The following is a 16056-nucleotide window of genomic DNA, read 5'->3' on the forward strand; positions in this document are numbered from 1 at the left end:
AGATAGACGGTGCCGGTTGTACGACGGACGGCTCAGTTCAACGGGCGTTAAATCGTCATGCTGCGCACAACGTTTAAACGCTTTCCCCTTTTGCGCAACGCGATAATTCATTCAATAAATAGCAGAATCAACCGTCGACAGTTGTGCACAGAGTGATGTCGCTGTGGCCGGGAAAGGAGGCCACAACCTTCAGCTCTCCACCCAGCGCAGAAACATAACCATTCAGGGTAGATAACTTCATGTCGTTTCGACGCTCCAGGCGCGAAATACTGTGTTGCCCACTCTCCAGGCGATCGGCCAACTGCTCTTGAGTGATGTTCAGTGCTTGGCGAAGCTCGCGCAACGTCATTTCGTCGGCAATGAGCTCCCGCCCATGTGCGAGCACTCTCTTCTGACGCTCCGGCGACAGCTGTGCAATCTTGTCTTGTAAGGTGCTCATTTCTATGACTCCCGTTACTCTGATGGTGCCACGTGATCGGCATATCGCCGGTCAGCCGTCTTGATCAGATCTTTGTAAAACTTCCTCTGGTTCATGCCAGCTTTATCGCCAGCGACTAACACAATCCCTACCCGTTTTGGATCGAACGCAAACGCCACTCTCCAGACGCCACCCTCATGATCGAACCTGAGTTCCTTCATGTTGGCGTGTGCTGAGCCGTTTAGTGTGTCGACCTTTGGCCTGCCCAGACTCGGCCCGAATTCCGCCAACACCAACAGTCGCCCCAGCAGAGCCTCCTGTAAACCGGCATCCATGGCATCGAATTCCACTTCGAAGTCACGTTGAAACTCTATCGACCATATCATCACAAACATTATGCCTTAAATAGCATATGCCATACAAGGCATGATTTATGTGAAATGAATCAACCGCAGCAGTGCCCATCCAGCATGGATAAATCAGTAGAAAAAGTTCGTTTGCGCAACGGCACTATACGCCCTACTCTCCCCTTTGAAGGGGGAGATTGAAGGTTGCGTGTCCCACAACAAGCTTGTGGGCCACGCAATCGTAAGATACTGATTTATTTGAATTCGGTTGATCGCTGGAGCAATAGTCGCCCGCAATGAGCCATATACACGATACGGGACGCGAAAGATGAACGAAGTGGAGGCTGTGAAACCGTCGCCCCCCCCCTATAGACCAATGGCACTCGGTTAGATCCAGAGCTTTGATCTAAAAGAGATTTTTGGAAGGTTGCAGTGGCCGGTTCCGGCGAGTACGTTTCAAGTTACGACGCCATCAACGTAACCGGAACCAGCTACCATGCAGCCTACCTGTGAGTTGCCCTCAGAGCAACACCTGCGTGCCAGACTCGACTCTGTCGGTGTCTTCAATTTAATTACCGATGATCGCTTCCTGGCCACCATCGAGGCTCAGCTTCCTGCGCATCGAGAGCGCACCTACCCACCGACTGAGGCTCTGGCGATGTTCGTCGCACAGGTGCTCAACGACGACAGCTCCTGCCAACGGGCGGTCAACGATCGCATCATCCGCTGTCTGAGCCACGGATTGCGTCCGCCGGGAACATCGACAGCAGCTTATTGCTAGGCACGCGCTCGCTTGCCCGTATTGCTGGTCGAAACGCTCTTCAAAGCAGTTGGCCAACAAGTCTGTGATAACGCCTTGCCTGAGTAGCTCTGGCGTGGGCGTCCTGTCTATTTCATCGATGGCACTGGGCTCTCAATGCCGGACACGCCCGACAACCAGCGAGAGTTTCCGCAGCCCTCCAGTCAGAAAAAAGGGGTTGATTTCCCCGAAGCTCGCATGGTTGCATTGTCGTGCGCGGCCACGGGTGCGATCATTGATGCGTTGATAGCACCAGCCAAGGGTAAGGCCACGGGGGAGCTGTCGCAAATGAGGACTCTGGCTCGCAGTTTGACGCAAGGGGACGTTCTGGTCGGCGATGCAATCTACGAGACCTACTGGACGTTTGTGATGCTGCAGAATATCGGATGCGATGGGGTTTTCGAAATCAACGGCAGTCGCTCTCGCCCCGAAAAACGACGCGCCTACCTAACGCTGAATCGACCGATCAGACCTGAATGGATGGATGCCGAGACTTACGAATCGTGCCCCAGGCAAATCAGTGTTCGTCAGGTGATCAGCCGTCGTCGTGGATATCAGGATACCTTTTTCATTACCTCATTCACTGACCAACGTCTGGTCAGCGCCAAAGGTATTGTTGCACTGTACTTACGTCGATGGAATGTGGAGACAGATTTTCGCTCGCTCAAATGCGCTCTGGACGCAGGGATACTGAGCTGTCTCAGTGCCGAGATGATCAGGAAGGAACTCTGGGTGCACCTGCTTGCTTACAATTTGACACGATTATTGATGAGTGAAGCCGCGACTCTGACACATAGGGAGCCGCGCTCAATCAGCTTCCGGCATACCGTGCAACTGTGGAGCGCCTGGTCCCAGTGTGGTCAGCAACTTGATATCCAGGGTTGGAACTATTTACTCCACGCGGTTGCAGGACCTCGGGTCGCAAATCGCCCGGGACGACGAGAGCCAAGAGCCATTAAACGAAGGCCCAAATCGCGCAAATTGTTGGATATTCAGCGATCAGCCGCGCGAACTTGCTGTCATATGTATGAGCAGTGATGGCTTATCCGAGTGCCATTGCCCTTTGGGGGGTTATGAGCAGTTATGCCGCGTGTCCATCTGAGATCCAAAGACTGTCATTGCGCATCGTTGATTTCAGCGTCAATTTTCTGGATAGCGGACGTTGCCACCGGGGTGACCGCTTCGACTCTTCTCGACCCAATCCGGCTGTTCGCCTGATGATGGCGACAGTCCGGTTTGTAGATCAAAAAGGTGAACACTTTGCTGGGGAAAGTGTTCACCTTGATTCCATTCCTGATGAAGCAACTACATATGAAAGCTAATTATATATCGGGTAAAACTGTGTCCGTGATACATGACTTAGCTTTGAACTGTACGCAAGCTTCGCCAAACATTTAACCTATTGTATAACTGGCGGGCTAGGCAGGCCTTCCTTGTAAAGCTCTCTTAGTCGCTCCCGTTGCTGCATATTCCTAAGCCGTTTCTCCTCTCTCGCGACCTGTTTTCGCTCAGCTATTTCCTTGGTCTGTGCTGGTGAGCTCCCACCCAGACGCTTTGCGGAATTACAGCCGTTGCTGCTTCCGTACTCACATGCCTTTTCGTATAGCTTGCGCGCCATGGGAACGTTACGCGGCCCTCCCTCGCCATAAAGGAAAAAATTACCAGCATACATACAAGCGTTAATGTGACCTCCGTAACAAGCCTCTTCGTACTGTTGTCTCGCATCACTTTTTGAAATAGTAGCGTCCTCAGAAATATCCTCTATATCAGTGACGCCGTTCGGATCCAGTAGGCTCTCGGCGTTTATATAGTCATCCGGATCTACATTCAGGATTATCGTTTCGAGTTTGTTACCCGCAGTGATGAAGAGTGATACTCTCGCTCGATAAGCATTTTCAGGACAATTTGCACCGACTTCGCTAGCTTGCTTTCTGGAGTATGTAAATCGTTCTCTCGGATCAGCGCACATGCGCAGTGTTTTCTGAGCAGCAAAATTATCAAACTTCACCACCGGATTATAAATAGTGTCGTCATCCGTGACCTGAAACGCAAACCCGACCGCGTAAAATGGCGTGATGTTACTGACCACCTCGCAATTTTTCGCACCAACTGTATACCAGCCTTCTTCTTTCCACAGCTCCTGACCACCAAACGAGTAGTTGTTGACAGTGGCGACTGAGAGCGTCTGCGTTTCGCTATCATTGCACACGCGAACCTTATCACTTGAATACGCCAAAGATGGCGCTAATAGATACAGCATCACAACGCAGACTAGCCGTGAAACTACGCATCCTTTGTCTTTGTAAAATTTGTACATCAGATCTCAGACCACATCTCAATCACTTCACGAGCATATCGAACAACCATTTTTTCAGAACCTCCTTGCGCAAAAGCTAGTCAACGACCAGTACCAATGTCGAAGAACTCTCGCTAGTCGTTCTTGGTCGGCCGGTCGCTAGAATAAATGCACCTGCACCATCACGCTCGTGAATTGACGAATTCTCAAGATCTCCTACTACGATTGTTCCACCTGTATTAACCCTAACTGTGTCTCCATTAGTTATAACCCGCTGCGGAGAGCCAGAGATTTGTGCTTGCCATACTGAATCGATAGGCGCTTCTGAAGTTAGGGCATCATCTATTTCGGCTGCAAAGAACAATCTTCCATCTTGAGTCGTTCTGAAATCGAAGAAGTCGCGAAAAAACAAGCTGTCTGTGAGTGCTCCGGGTACGGAGCCTGCCGTGCTTGCCACCATAGTCAAAGTCGATGCACCCGGAGAACTAAAGTCTTCGTATGGTTGCAGGGTTCGCATCTGGCTCGCAAAAATCACTATTTCATCTTCGTCGCGGAATCTGAGTCTAGCTGAGAATAGGCCTTGGTCATCGAACTTGAGTCCGATGCTAGTTCCTCCCACCAGGCTATCCACAAATACTGAGGGCTCAATGACTCTTTGCCCAAGCGCAGTTTCTACAGTTTCATCGCCTAGTAATAGAGTCGCAAGCGAACCATCACGAGAAGTTCGAAAGTACGCTGACTTTCTGAAGAAAAAATCATCTTCATTGCGTACAGTCGAGAAGTGCGCAAAGCCTCCATCCGCAAAATTTGTTACGAAACTTGAATCGTCACGAAAATAAGTTGGCGCATCTACAATATCACCGGTTGCGTTGTAGTCGAGCAGATACTGATTCTCTAGCTCACGCACGTAAGATTTGCTAGCTGGGCAGGACTCCCCTGTGAACTGGGCAGGAAATGAAACGCTGCCGTCGAAGTTCGTGACTATATCGTTTTCTCCACGCAAAGAAGTACCGAGCATCTCGATACGGCAGGTTGTGCCATTAAGCATAGGTTGGTTTTCAAGACCTAAAACACGAATCCCGTCCCGGGACTGCTCAGCTACAATTTCCACGCCACCATCCTTCGCGTGCACGAGTACATCTGGAAACGAAGCCCCGGCATCTAAGCCCGCTTTGAAAAATACTTCATCACCGAAAGTTACAAATGCTCCGAACGCGTCATAACGGAAAGACTCTCCACTCGGCGACGTTATTGAATCCCCAGTCCACGCGACTAGGTCAACAAAGCCTTCTGTGGAGATCTTAACTAAAGCGGAACCAGGTCGAGCGCCACTTAAATTTAAAATCGCTGTGACGCTATCATTATCGTTGATGGAAAATTGACCGAAGGATGCTACTCGAGTGCTTGCCGGTATACCTTCTATTGAATCACCTTCGCTAATCACGACATTGTGCGTTTCTATAGTGCCAGCGAGCAAGACCAACCTAGAGCGGTCTTCAATTCTAACACTGGTCCGAAAAGCAACTCCTCCAGACGAATTGAGAGAAATATTCGATGAGAAGAGTGACGCAGCAAATTCCTGACCACCCAGAATATAAGCAGTAATGTTTGGATCAGTTACCGTACCTGAATCAGTTACCGTACCTGAATCAGTTACCGTACCTGGATCAGTTATCGTACCTGGATCAGTTATCGTACCTGGATCAGTTACCGTACCCGCATCAGTTATCGTACCCGGATCAGCCATCGGATCTGTAGTATCTGCTTCACCTCCTGAACCGCCACCGCAGGCTGCCACGAGGAACACAGAAAATATACATACACCTATGTGACGAAAACCAATCATCCTTAAAACTCTTTAAAATTGTTGTTATAAGTTAACTAACTAATCGATCAAACTCAAGATAGACAACCACGAAGAGAGTCGCACATCACACATCTCAGGAGTGGTGAACATTTTGATAAAGAAGTGTTCACCTTTTGGCACGATTTGTCACTAGCCGAAAGTCTAGAAATACCGATTAAATGGGCTTGCTAGTGCATAATAAATATGCAAAAGTGAACAGATGACTAACGAACTGTTCACTGTTGAAGGAAAACGCAAATATCTGACCAGCGAGGAGCAAGGTAGATTCATGGCGGGGGCCAATGCCCACGAACGTGCCGAGGTGCGTACGTTCTGCCTGACTCTTGCCTACTCGTGAGTGACGACTTCTCAGCCGTCACATCGCTTCACGCTCATTCTGATGATCTTCGATCCAGTTTTCGATCTTGACCTGCAGCTTCTCCATCTGCCCCTCTGAGATACCCTCAGGGCAGTAAGCTTCCTCGAGCCAGTGGGTAATGCACATGTCGACCTCATCAACTGCCATAGCCGGCTCGGCGTTGTGAATGTGCTGCGTCAGCTCGGTAATACCCAGCGCAGTGCCGTTCTTCCAGACGAACTTTCGATTGTTGATATCAACCTTTAGTGTATCCAGTAGATCTGCAACGTGTTCGCTGATCCGCTCGTATTCGCGCTCGTCGGGTAAGTTGACCTCATCAAACATTGCCTCGATTGTTGCGCTGTCTAGCTCAAGGGTAACAGGCTTGCATCGCTTGAAAAATCCGAACATGACATCATCTCCAGACACCGTGTGATCGGTGAATAATGGGCTACAGAGAGCATTGGTCAACAACGATTACCTTGCTCATGTTTCTATGGACCCAGTGGTACAGCGCTATCGGCCAGCTGCGTCCGGCGTTCTCACACCACGCCGCCTTCGTCTGGTTCGTCGTCTGTGTAGCTGGACTGAGCATACGCTCGGATAACTTGGGTGTGTCGAGTATAGTACGTGCGCTGTCACTTGACGGCGACCGCGCCTATGCCAGCCTACTGCGCAACATCCATAGTAAAGCGATCGATCTGAGCGTGCTGAGAAGCACCTGGATGAAAGTGGTTCTGAGAGTTTTTGGTGATCGTATCGAGCGGGTCAACGGCCGAGTTGTGTTGATCGCCAACGGCAAGAAGATCGCCAAGTCAGGCAAGAGGATGCCCGGTGTCAAGAGTCTGTTTCAAGAATCCGAATCGAATCGGGCCACGTAGGCACCAAGCCCTCATTCATCATGGGCCATTCCACGCAGGCGATTTCTACCCTGGCACGGGCGGCCGATTCTCTGTTGGCCGTGCCGCTGGATATCCAGATTCACGAAGGTGTGATCTTTTCCAACCGCGACAAACGCACTTTGCTGGACAAACTGGTGTCTCAGGTGTCCGGGCTGGGCCTTGCCGAACCGAGCTATCTCGTAGCCGATGCGTACTACGCAAGCGGCAAAATCATCAAGGGCATGCTCACACAAGGGCACGATCTGGTGACCCGGGCTCGCTCGGATTGTGTGGCTTATCACTTGGCCCCCAAGACGAAGGGCAAGGCTCGACGTGGACGGCCCGGACTCTACGGCAAGAAAGTGAAACTAACCAACCTGTTTCGCAGCGCTCTGAAAATCCAGACCCTCATCAGCCCGGTATATGATGAGAGGAACGTCAGGCTTCGGGTTCGAAGTATCGATCTATTGTGGCAGCCAGCCGGGCGACTGGTGCGCTTTGTTCTGGTGGAGCATCCCGTGCGAGGACGACTGGTGCTGATGTGCACCGATCGGTCGTTGGAGCCTGTTGAGATTATTCGACTTTATGGATTACGCTTCAAAATCGAGCTGGGATTCAAGCAGGCAGCACATATCGTCGGTAGCTTTGGATATCATTTTTGGATGGCGGACATGAGGCGGATCAAGCGCCGTGGCGGCAATCAGTACATGCATCATGAATCCAAGCAGTACCGGGAAGCTATCAGGAGAAAGCTGAACGCCTACCACGTGTTCCTGTTTATGGGCGTGGTTACACAAGGGCTGATGCACTATCTCTCGGCATGTCATACCGAGTCAGTATGGCTGTGCTTCAGATCCTGGTTGCGCACCCTTCGTACAGGCGTTGCTCCGAGTGAAATGGTGGTTAAGCTGGCGTTGAGAAATGAGTTACCCGAATTTCTGCTCGTTGGGGCTCAAACCAATCCCATTGCGAAATTCATAGGCGAGCATCAAACCCTTGGATATAGCAATAACTGGAAAAAGGCCGCCTGAAAATATCGCCACTCACGAGATATTTAATAAGGCATATGAAACAGCTCGCTGCAAAGACGGATACGAAGGCTCTTCAGCTCGGCAAGTTGACGCTGGTTTTGCCGGCGCTCATCATTGAGGCTGGCAAACCCACCGCCAAACGGTTTGTCGAATTCTTCACGGCCAACATCCGGAACCCGAACACGCGCGATGCTTACGGACGAGCTGTGCGGGATTTTTTCGTCTGGTGCGATGAGCACGGTATCGGGCCGCTGATCGACATCGAGGCGGTTCACATTGCCGCCTACATCGAGCAGATGATCCAAGACAAAGCTCCACAAACGGTCAAGCAACGATTGGCAGCGATCAAAGCGCTTTTTGCCTTCCTGGTCATGGGCGGCATACTCTCGGCTAATCCGGCCTCAGCGGTTCGAGGTCCTCGGCATTCAACGGCCAAAGGCAAGACTCCCATCTTGATGGCCGCCGATGCGAGAGCTCTGATCAACTCCATTCCCACCGATACACTACCAGGCCTACGCAATCGGGCCATCATTGCCACGATGACCTACAGCTTTGCGCGGGTGTCGGCAACGCTGGGCATGAACGTCAAAGACGTGTCTCCTCAGCATCATCGTCTATGGCTACGACTGCATGAAAAAGGCGGCAAGGTGAAAGACATCCCCTATCATCACAACCTAGAAACCTACTTGCGCGAATACATCGAAGCCGCTGAGCTGGAGGAAGGCCCCCTATTCCAAACCTTGCGTGGCCGCTCTGGCAAGCTGAACGAAAAACGACTTCATCGGACCGAATGCCTGGCCATGGTGAAGCGTCGTTGCAGGAATGCCGGATTAGAGAATGCCGAGAGGCTGTGCAACCATACATTTCGGGGGACGGGCATCACCGCCTACTTGCGTAACGACGATGCCAAGCTGGAGCATGCTCAGCAGTTGGCGGGACATTCGGATCCTAAAACAACCCTGCTCTATGATCGGCGCTCTGATGAAATTTCACTCGATGAGGTAGAGAAGATCGGGATTTAATCTGCCAAAATACCGATGATATTCGATCTAATCGAGCACCGCGCAGAGCTTGTCTCAACAGCAATCGCATGAATCCGATGATGCTCCTAGAGTACATTTCTGAGCGACTGAGGTTCAGGTCCGAGCTAGTGTCCTCACTCCCACCACAACAGGGCCTGTCTTGTATATATTATACGTAATGATGATTAAACACATTACAAATATGTCCCTTCATGTTGCACTTGTCTAAAAGATCCCTACGCGGAGCGCAGGGGCTTGAGTCGGCCCCATAGGGGCCCGGTATGCCTGGCCGTCAGAGACGACCAGGAAGCCAACCCCCCAGCATTTACATAACTACAGCCCGAGCTGGCGCTGCTCTATTTGTTGATCCTTCTTATCTTGATACCGAACATAAGCCTGGATCTTTTCCAGATCCAAACCCACCGTGTCAACGCAGTACCCCTTTGTCCAGAAGTGATTGCCCCAATACGGCTTTGTCCGTAACTCTTTGAAACGCTGGAGAACTCGTATTGCCGTCCTCCCCTTCACCATTCCGACATAATCCGATACCGACAGCTTCGGCGGTATCGACACGATCAAGTGAACGTGGTCGATCTGCACGTTCAACTCCACCACTTCGCACTTCTTCTGCTCCGAAAAAGCCCTAATACAACTGGATACTTCTTGTTTCACCGAACCGGCAAGAACCCGGTACCGATACTTGGGTGTCCAAACCACATGATATTGGCAGTGCCATATCGTGTGTGATAGCTTCTTAAAACGACTCATTGGTATTCCTCGAATGAGGCTATGGGGATAGCTCACGAGAGGTTTACCATTGAGTCGGACTATCGGCAAAGCCTCAGCCCTCTGACCACGTCCGGAGGACGTGGGTTTCTACGATACGACTAAAAGATCCCTACGCGGAGCGCAGGGGCTTGAGTCGGCCCCATAGGGGCCCGGTATGCCTGGCCGTCAGAGACGACCAGGAAGCCAACCCCCCAGCATTTACATAACTACAGCCCGAGCTGGCGCTGCTCTATTTGTTGATCCTTCTTATCTTGATACCGAACATAAGCCTGGATCTTTTCCAGATCCAAACCCACCGTGTCAACGCAGTACCCCTTTGTCCAGAAGTGATTGCCCCAATACGGCTTTGTCCGTAACTCTTTGAAACGCTGGAGAACTCGTATTGCCGTCCTCCCCTTCACCATTCCGACATAATCCGATACCGACAGCTTCGGCGGTATCGACACGATCAAGTGAACGTGGTCGATCTGCACGTTCAACTCCACCACTTCGCACTTCTTCTGCTCCGAAAAAGCCCTAATACAACTGGATACTTCTTGTTTCACCGAACCGGCAAGAACCCGGTACCGATACTTGGGTGTCCAAACCACATGATATTGGCAGTGCCATATCGTGTGTGATAGCTTCTTAAAACGACTCATTGGTATTCCTCGAATGAGGCTATGGGGATAGCTCACGAGAGGTTTACCATTGAGTCGGACTATCGGCAAAGCCTCAGCCCTCTGACCACGTCCGGAGGACGTGGGTTTCTACGATACGACTAAACGCTCGCTGTTTAGACAAGCGTGCGTTTCCGGCCAGCTATACCTCAGACTCCCTGGAAAAACGTTGCGAGGCTACCTCAACACGGGGATACAGGTGACGGAATCGAGCCAGAACTCACGAAACGCCAACAGGTCGTTCATACGGTCTGGGATGGCAGCGGTCGCGTTGCGCGCCCTCTGGCAGGTGCCAAGACCTTCACCGTGCTCCAAATAGACAGCTACGCCAAGGATCAGCATGCGCTCTACCGGCAGTTCGTCATTCCAGACGCGAATCCCGCCACCTTCACCCTGTTCAACGATTGGTACGCCGTTGATCGTGCGTACACGTTATACAATGGCGCCATCCTACCAGACAGGGACGCGCGCACTTTCGAGATAAAGAACGACTATTGGACGCGCGATGCACACGACGTGTACTTCCTGAATCAGGCCATCCAGGCCTGTGAGCATGTCTCCTTCACGATCGTCTTCGAGCGACGGGCCAAGAATGCACAGTGCACCTACGTTAACAATGACCGCGTGGACGGAGTCGATCGACCCAGTTTTTGTGCCCTTAGGGGTCGTGAAACAATAAACTATACTTTTCAGTCGCCCCTGCATCCTGCCCTTCTGCGTTGTTTGTCGGTTGAATAGCCCGCTATTCGCCCTCCTCACGCCTTGCCGGGCAGGCGCAGGACCAACCGAAAAGTATAGTTAATTATTTCACGCCCCCTTAGTGAGCATGCAGTGGATTGCTCAAGCGTGACATCTGGCTTTATATGAATTTTAGTGATTTCTGTTGCTACGCATTCACTTGAAACGTATCAAAGACTAGTTGGAATTCAGCATCTGCATCGCCTTCTAGCCCATGACACGACAGGATGTAATTGCTGTCGAATTTATGAACCGCTTGTATGTTCAAAGGAACTTCTTCGCCTTCAATCGTAAAGTGTTTACCGATAATCCGAGCAACTCGGCTTCCGTTTAAATCCAAGTACTGTATGGAGCCGTCCGAACCATCAAGTACTGATACAAGGAATTCAAGGCTCATATTGGGTACTCCTGCTACATCCGTAATAGACACCCCGCAAAAATTCGTATTGGGTGTTTCAAACCGAACACCATTCCCATCCGAATCAACGGTAAAAGTCCAGGAAGCTGGATATTTGAGTTGGATACGGGAGTCTTGATAAAACAACGCAGGGATATCGCTGTCGTCATTGGAGCTGACGGTCGAGTCACTATCTGTTGTATCGTTTGTCTCACTACTTACGTCATCACTGGGTGTGACGCTCTCAATATTAGGGGTGAACACAGGAAACGGAGTCATGCTTGTGCTCAACATGACTCCGTTTCTAGAGGGCTACCCCATTTCGGCAGATCAGTCCTCCCGGGCGTTTCTGCAGGCAGACAGACTACCCGGGGGTGAATCATCCCACCACTCGGCTCTCACACCTCAGCGTGGCCCACCAGGTAATATCATCAGCTCATCTTGCTCCGTGTCTCTGAAAAAACTGCTCAGCTGAATCACCAGATCGTCGAACCCATCGCCATTGAGATCACCACCTGCTTCGACGTCATAAGCGTAACTGACGCTCACATACTCGCCGTTGGCACTGCTGGAACTGACATAAGGTGTGTCGGATTTAAGCAAGGGGCTGCCGGCTTCCAGTAGCTCCGCTACGGTGATCTTGGAATGGCCGGCAAGGGTGCCTGCATACACCAGCACATGATTGCCCACCGCAAATTCCTCGATCAGTAGATCGTCGAACCCGTCGCCATCCACATCCCCGGCCGAATGAAGATTGATCAGTTGCCCATCGATGTCGACCAGTACGATTTGAGCCTTCACATCTGCCATGCTGTAGCTCTGACCTCCAGTCAGTTGAGAGGGATTGAGTATCGCCTTCACACCCGAGAAAAAATCGAGTTCGTCTGTATCGATCACCACATCCAACAGGCCATCGGCGTCAATATCGCCAACATTGTGCCTGATTTCCATGTCCACGAGCCGGGCGAGACTGCCGTTTTCCAGGCCATTAGCAACCGTGTCGACGTTGCCGGCAGCCCGTGCCGATGAGCCGAAAACGATCACCGTATCAATAGCGGTATTTCCCGAACCTGCCTGCTCGCTATAGGTCAATGCGAAATCGTCGAAACCGTTGCCATCCACATCGCCCAGCGCAATGATATTCTCGAACTCGAAGCCGTCGTCAGCTATCAATTGCTCGGCATAGTTGTCAACCTGGAGCTGAGAGATGTCGAGCTGACCTACCGGGAAAGACATCCGACCGTACAGAATGTGTGCGGCCCTGCCAGCTGGTGTTACCTGGCCGTTCGGGAGTATGGCCAAATCCTCGAATCCATCGCCGTTGACGTCTCCAACCGGCCTGAGTGCACCGCCTAATTGACCCGGTTCGACTCCATCGATGCGGATCCCATTCTGTCCGTCCAAGCCACTGTTGTCATTGCTAGGCAAGCCCGGGTCTAACCGTAATGTGAAACCAGGGTAAATCCGATCCACGCCCCTGAGCAATGAGCTGACCTTGTCTGCATTGCCATCGCCATTGAAGTCCAGTACTGACTCAGGCAGAGACTCGTAGGAGAGAGGAATCAACTCATCGATATCGAGTGCGTTGAGCGACGCATTGCCTGGCAACAGCCCTACTTCGTCATCCTGTGTATTCGCGCGAAGAATCAGTTCGTCGTTGTTGTCCTGGTCCAGATCAGCCATGATGAATACTTGGCTGTCCGACTCACCGATGCGTATTCCCAGTTCATCCACATTCAGCGTCTCAAGGCCAAAATTCAGAAAACTGTTACTGGCCATGCTCTCGATCAGCTCGGCATCGGTTGGGTCGGTTGGGCCAGAGTCTGACCCTGCTACTTCAATGCCTTCGTAGCGAACCCCCGACGTATGATTAATCACGTTGTAGAGCCCTGGAGGCAGCGTGCAGGATAGACCTCCTTCACACAGAGACTCATAGGTTTCGGCGTTCTGCACCTGGTACCAACCGTTATCGGGCCAAGTAATGATGTCGCCGTCGACTGTTGGTACCAATGAATCTGTCGGGTCAGAGTCCGACCCTGCGACCTCTATGCCTTCGTAGCGAACCCCCGACGTATGGTTGATCACGTTGTAGAGCCCTAGCGGCACTGTGCAGGATAGACCTCCTTCACACAGAGACTCAAAGGTACTGGCGTCTTGCACCTGATACCAGCCGTCGTCAGGCCAGGAAATAGTGTCGCCGTCGACTGTTGGATTGGCCCAGCTGGCTGTGCTGATGATAAGACTGCTGGTCAAGCCGATTCCGAATGAGCATCGCGATTTAATCATCCTGTATCTAACCTATATACGTGGGTAGCGACATATTATAATATGTGCTAGCCAAATTCCTAGATTTGATCACAACTTGTATCTTGGTATTTTGACCGCCCTCCCCCTGCGTCAGGATAGTTGACCTCTACCCTCGGGTGGATTCTTAAGAATTAGCAGGGAGCGGTCAATAGAGAAATTATGGGTTATTCACCAGAACGTCTTGAAGCGGTATTGAAAAAGATACTGCCACCGGATCAGCGATCAATTCCTGATCTAGCACGCGAAGAAGGCATCTCCGAACCGTACGCGTTCACGGCACCAACTCAGCCGTACAGCCAGGTCAGCTATGAGTGAGCTGTAGTGGCGGGTTGAACACGAATCGTGTTTCCACGCGACCATTGAGCATCGATTCGGTGCAAGCTGTTCGCAGGAACTGATAGCTTGAGATACCCAGGCGCTTGGTTCGTCCATGAATTCGAAGTCGAGACCCTCGCTGCAACGTTTTCTGGAAACTGTTCCGAAGCCGTCGCATCCGACGAAAATAAGTTGCCTCATCAATGCACTGATTCTGCCACCGATGTCGTGTGCGAATGACGGCGTGGGAAATCAATAACAAACGCCGGCCGACTCTTCCTGCGCTGCCAACACGTTCGCTGATATCGACAAATTTGCGAATCAGGTGCGGCCAGCACAGCTGACGGCGACTCTCGGGTACGCGGTTGTAACCGGCGTAATCATCGGTGAGCAGAAAACCGGCGAACCCTCCCAATAACGTATCTGCTGCAACCTTGCCGCGTGAATAATGAGTCAGAAAATAGCAGACTTCCTGAATCACTAACTTCCAGATCCAACGACACTCTGTACCCCGAAAATGGCGTGCTTCATCGGCGTGCGCAACAACCTGGCTGCGTACATGCTCGCCGAATCGAATACCTGATGACGGCACTGGGGTTCAGACTTGATGACCACCGATCCACCACAGCCGCATTGGGCCTGCGGGAAGTAGCGCTGAACCTGGTCTACCTAGTTCTCAGGCGTCAACTGTCGCTCGTGGCGACTATGTCCTGGCTGCGGTGAACGGTTACCGAGGAATTCAGCGCACCAGCTGTCGCGAGAGACCCAGGTATTCTGTTAATGGGAGATTTCAATATGATTCCCGGTCAGGACATCAGCAACTTCCATCATCTGGACGATGATGACCTCATGGACTTTGGCTCCTCCTGCGACATTCAGGAACGTTATTCACACATACTGCCGTCCGCCCGAGAGAACCTGCTCAATGGTTCGCCATCAGCCGGCGTTACAGCACCGAGTACATCATGAGAATGGGTCATTGAGAATGCCAAGACCACCAGGTTTTGGTACCCCAGTAACATGAGCAAACCACTTTCGATCCCTGAAGTTACTACTTTTTACACATATATTGCACAGATCCCTACTACGTGCTCTTTTTGCATGGCATCATTGACGAATCACGCGAACTGGAAATTGTTTCTTGGCGACGAATCACGACAAGCTGTCGCCACCGATGTCGCGATCGTCGGTGGTCTACGAAAAGATTCTTACAGCGATCATTCGCGGTGAGTACGTCGTCGACAGGAAACTTCCGACCGAGGCACAGCTTAGTGCGACCTACGCGGTGTCCCGACCCACCATCCGCGAGGTGCTTGCGCGACTGAAGGAAGACAACCTCGTTGTCTCGCGGCGGGGTTCCGGTAGCTACGTGACGACTCGCCCCGACTTCACGGTCCTGCAATTCGCCAAAATATCCAGTATCTCCGACATACAGCGCTGCTTCGAGTTTCGCAAGGATCTGGAAGGTGGCGCGGCGAAATACGCCGCCGCGCGACGAACGACCGCTCAGCTGGATACGATCGACAAGGCATCAAAATCACTGAGAAAGGCGATCGAGCTCGGCAGCATTGCTACTGCCGAGGATTTTTCCTTCCATCTTGCCATTGCCGAGTCCACCAACAATCACTACTACCCGACTGTGCTGAAATCCCTCAGGGAGAATATCCAGAAGGGAATGGACATAACGCGGACATTGACATTGCAGGCATCCGAGCGGCGACTGGCGACAGTACAGTCAGAGCACGATGCGGTCGTCGACGCCATCATCGAGGGAAACGGTGAGCGTGCTCGCGAGGCCATGACAGATCACCTGGAAAACGCCAGAGGCAGGATGTTCGAGGGCGCCTGAGTCT

At 51.7% G+C, this 16056-nt stretch carries 19 protein-coding genes and 1 pseudogene; 10 read left to right on the forward strand and 10 right to left on the reverse strand.

Annotated elements, in window-relative coordinates; genetic code table 11:
* Positions 1-127: 127 nt before the first annotated feature.
* On the reverse strand, positions 128-439 hold the full coding sequence (locus IMCC3135_RS18770; protein ID WP_088919003.1) for a helix-turn-helix domain-containing protein: 312 nt from the start codon (positions 437-439) through the stop codon (positions 128-130).
* Positions 440-453: 14 nt separating this feature from the next.
* Entirely contained in the window at positions 454-813 is a 360-nt protein-coding gene (locus IMCC3135_RS18775; RefSeq protein ID WP_205737606.1) for a type II toxin-antitoxin system RelE/ParE family toxin, read from the reverse strand.
* Between the two features lie 448 nt (positions 814-1261).
* On the opposite strand from IMCC3135_RS18775, the gene IMCC3135_RS18780 reads away from it, so the two are divergent.
* The 3 genes and pseudogenes from IMCC3135_RS18780 to IMCC3135_RS34535 all read left to right on the forward strand — a co-directional run bounded on the left by IMCC3135_RS18780 (position 1262) and on the right by IMCC3135_RS34535 (position 2886).
* Entirely contained in the window at positions 1262-1546 is a 285-nt protein-coding gene (locus IMCC3135_RS18780; RefSeq protein WP_088919004.1) for a hypothetical protein, read from the forward strand.
* Positions 1547-1645: 99 nt separating this feature from the next.
* Positions 1646-2602: pseudogene (locus IMCC3135_RS18785) on the forward strand (IS4 family transposase); the annotation flags it as partial.
* Positions 2602-2886: a hypothetical protein gene (locus IMCC3135_RS34535; RefSeq protein ID WP_088919006.1), complete on the forward strand. Its 285-nt coding sequence runs from the start codon at positions 2602-2604 to the stop codon at positions 2884-2886. The pseudogene IMCC3135_RS18785 and the gene IMCC3135_RS34535, both read left to right, overlap by 1 nt.
* A 77-nt stretch (positions 2887-2963) precedes the next feature.
* Here IMCC3135_RS34535 and IMCC3135_RS18795 read toward each other — a convergent pair whose 3' ends face one another.
* A complete protein-coding gene (locus IMCC3135_RS18795; protein ID WP_088919007.1) occupies positions 2964-3881 on the reverse strand; it encodes an SEL1-like repeat protein in 918 nt (305 codons plus the stop codon).
* Positions 3882-3957: 76 nt separating this feature from the next.
* The gene (locus IMCC3135_RS18800) at positions 3958-5706 is read right to left on the reverse strand and encodes a DUF7453 family protein (RefSeq protein WP_157736111.1); all 1749 of its coding nucleotides are present in this window, start codon (positions 5704-5706) and stop codon (positions 3958-3960) included.
* A gap of 220 nt (positions 5707-5926) precedes the next feature.
* Between IMCC3135_RS18800 and IMCC3135_RS34225 the strand changes: the two genes are divergently transcribed.
* Positions 5927-6064, forward strand: coding sequence for a hypothetical protein (locus IMCC3135_RS34225; protein ID WP_157736112.1), 138 nt, complete (start codon positions 5927-5929; stop codon positions 6062-6064).
* A gap of 18 nt (positions 6065-6082) precedes the next feature.
* On the opposite strand, the gene IMCC3135_RS18805 is transcribed toward IMCC3135_RS34225, so the two are convergent.
* Positions 6083-6475 carry a hypothetical protein gene (locus tag IMCC3135_RS18805; protein WP_157736114.1) on the reverse strand — a complete coding sequence of 131 codons (393 nt, stop codon included), beginning with the start codon at positions 6473-6475 and terminating at the stop codon, positions 6083-6085.
* 35 nt (positions 6476-6510) lie between these two features.
* On the opposite strand from IMCC3135_RS18805, the gene IMCC3135_RS18810 reads away from it, so the two are divergent.
* Genes IMCC3135_RS18810 through IMCC3135_RS18820 form a run of 3 tightly spaced genes read left to right on the forward strand, consistent with a single transcriptional unit; the run spans position 6511 to position 8998 of the window.
* Positions 6511-6945 carry a hypothetical protein gene (locus IMCC3135_RS18810; RefSeq protein WP_088919010.1) on the forward strand — a complete coding sequence of 145 codons (435 nt, stop codon included), beginning with the start codon at positions 6511-6513 and terminating at the stop codon, positions 6943-6945.
* A gap of 20 nt (positions 6946-6965) precedes the next feature.
* Entirely contained in the window at positions 6966-7976 is a 1011-nt protein-coding gene (locus tag IMCC3135_RS18815) for a transposase (RefSeq protein WP_088919011.1), read from the forward strand.
* A gap of 35 nt (positions 7977-8011) precedes the next feature.
* Complete coding sequence (locus IMCC3135_RS18820) at positions 8012-8998, forward strand: tyrosine-type recombinase/integrase (protein ID WP_088919012.1); 987 nt, start codon at positions 8012-8014, stop codon at positions 8996-8998.
* Positions 8999-9331: 333 nt separating this feature from the next.
* On the opposite strand, the gene tnpA (IMCC3135_RS18825) is transcribed toward IMCC3135_RS18820, so the two are convergent.
* Both tnpA (IMCC3135_RS18825) and tnpA (IMCC3135_RS18830) read right to left on the reverse strand, forming a co-directional pair.
* Positions 9332-9766, reverse strand: coding sequence for an IS200/IS605 family transposase (gene tnpA / locus IMCC3135_RS18825; protein ID WP_088915928.1), 435 nt, complete (start codon positions 9764-9766; stop codon positions 9332-9334).
* A 227-nt stretch (positions 9767-9993) separates the two neighbouring features.
* The gene (gene tnpA / locus IMCC3135_RS18830) at positions 9994-10428 is read right to left on the reverse strand and encodes an IS200/IS605 family transposase (protein ID WP_088915928.1); all 435 of its coding nucleotides are present in this window, start codon (positions 10426-10428) and stop codon (positions 9994-9996) included.
* 324 nt (positions 10429-10752) lie between these two features.
* On the opposite strand from tnpA (IMCC3135_RS18830), the gene IMCC3135_RS18835 reads away from it, so the two are divergent.
* Positions 10753-11184 (forward strand): DKNYY domain-containing protein, encoded by a 432-nt coding sequence (locus IMCC3135_RS18835; RefSeq protein WP_157736116.1) that lies wholly within the window; start codon positions 10753-10755, stop codon positions 11182-11184.
* A gap of 148 nt (positions 11185-11332) precedes the next feature.
* On the opposite strand, the gene IMCC3135_RS18840 is transcribed toward IMCC3135_RS18835, so the two are convergent.
* The 3 genes from IMCC3135_RS18840 to IMCC3135_RS18850 form a co-directional block, all read right to left on the reverse strand.
* Positions 11333-11860, reverse strand: coding sequence for a hypothetical protein (locus IMCC3135_RS18840; protein WP_088919014.1), 528 nt, complete (start codon positions 11858-11860; stop codon positions 11333-11335).
* 126 nt (positions 11861-11986) lie between these two features.
* Positions 11987-13834 (reverse strand): hypothetical protein, encoded by a 1848-nt coding sequence (locus tag IMCC3135_RS18845; protein ID WP_157736117.1) that lies wholly within the window; start codon positions 13832-13834, stop codon positions 11987-11989.
* Between the two features lie 355 nt (positions 13835-14189).
* Entirely contained in the window at positions 14190-14795 is a 606-nt protein-coding gene (locus IMCC3135_RS18850) for an IS66 family transposase (protein ID WP_088919016.1), read from the reverse strand.
* A gap of 188 nt (positions 14796-14983) precedes the next feature.
* On the opposite strand from IMCC3135_RS18850, the gene IMCC3135_RS18855 reads away from it, so the two are divergent.
* Together IMCC3135_RS18855 and IMCC3135_RS18860 are read left to right on the forward strand one after the other, a co-directional pair.
* The gene (locus IMCC3135_RS18855; RefSeq protein WP_205737607.1) at positions 14984-15172 is read left to right on the forward strand and encodes a hypothetical protein; all 189 of its coding nucleotides are present in this window, start codon (positions 14984-14986) and stop codon (positions 15170-15172) included.
* A gap of 172 nt (positions 15173-15344) precedes the next feature.
* The gene (locus IMCC3135_RS18860; RefSeq protein WP_205737608.1) at positions 15345-16052 is read left to right on the forward strand and encodes a FadR/GntR family transcriptional regulator; all 708 of its coding nucleotides are present in this window, start codon (positions 15345-15347) and stop codon (positions 16050-16052) included.
* The last annotated feature ends 4 nt before the right edge of the window (positions 16053-16056 follow it).

The sequence above is a fragment of the Granulosicoccus antarcticus IMCC3135 genome, from assembly GCF_002215215.1.
Classification (GTDB): domain Bacteria; phylum Pseudomonadota; class Gammaproteobacteria; order Granulosicoccales; family Granulosicoccaceae; genus Granulosicoccus; species Granulosicoccus antarcticus.

Coding starts and splice junctions, on each gene's coding strand:
- IMCC3135_RS18770 (WP_088919003.1), bottom strand. CDS start 439: ATGAGCACCTTACAAGACAAGATTGCACAGCTGTCGCCGGAGCGTCAG.
- IMCC3135_RS18775 (WP_205737606.1), bottom strand. CDS start 813: ATGTTTGTGATGATATGGTCGATAGAGTTTCAACGTGACTTCGAAGTG.
- IMCC3135_RS18780 (WP_088919004.1), top strand. CDS start 1,262: ATGCAGCCTACCTGTGAGTTGCCCTCAGAGCAACACCTGCGTGCCAGA.
- IMCC3135_RS34535 (WP_088919006.1), top strand. CDS start 2,602: ATGGCTTATCCGAGTGCCATTGCCCTTTGGGGGGTTATGAGCAGTTAT.
- IMCC3135_RS18795 (WP_088919007.1), bottom strand. CDS start 3,881: ATGTACAAATTTTACAAAGACAAAGGATGCGTAGTTTCACGGCTAGTC.
- IMCC3135_RS18800 (WP_157736111.1), bottom strand. CDS start 5,706: ATGATTGGTTTTCGTCACATAGGTGTATGTATATTTTCTGTGTTCCTC.
- IMCC3135_RS34225 (WP_157736112.1), top strand. CDS start 5,927: ATGACTAACGAACTGTTCACTGTTGAAGGAAAACGCAAATATCTGACC.
- IMCC3135_RS18805 (WP_157736114.1), bottom strand. CDS start 6,475: ATGTTCGGATTTTTCAAGCGATGCAAGCCTGTTACCCTTGAGCTAGAC.
- IMCC3135_RS18810 (WP_088919010.1), top strand. CDS start 6,511: ATGGGCTACAGAGAGCATTGGTCAACAACGATTACCTTGCTCATGTTT.
- IMCC3135_RS18815 (WP_088919011.1), top strand. CDS start 6,966: ATGGGCCATTCCACGCAGGCGATTTCTACCCTGGCACGGGCGGCCGAT.
- IMCC3135_RS18820 (WP_088919012.1), top strand. CDS start 8,012: ATGAAACAGCTCGCTGCAAAGACGGATACGAAGGCTCTTCAGCTCGGC.
- tnpA (WP_088915928.1), bottom strand. CDS start 9,766: ATGAGTCGTTTTAAGAAGCTATCACACACGATATGGCACTGCCAATAT.
- tnpA (WP_088915928.1), bottom strand. CDS start 10,428: ATGAGTCGTTTTAAGAAGCTATCACACACGATATGGCACTGCCAATAT.
- IMCC3135_RS18840 (WP_088919014.1), bottom strand. CDS start 11,860: ATGACTCCGTTTCCTGTGTTCACCCCTAATATTGAGAGCGTCACACCC.
- IMCC3135_RS18855 (WP_205737607.1), top strand. CDS start 14,984: ATGGGAGATTTCAATATGATTCCCGGTCAGGACATCAGCAACTTCCAT.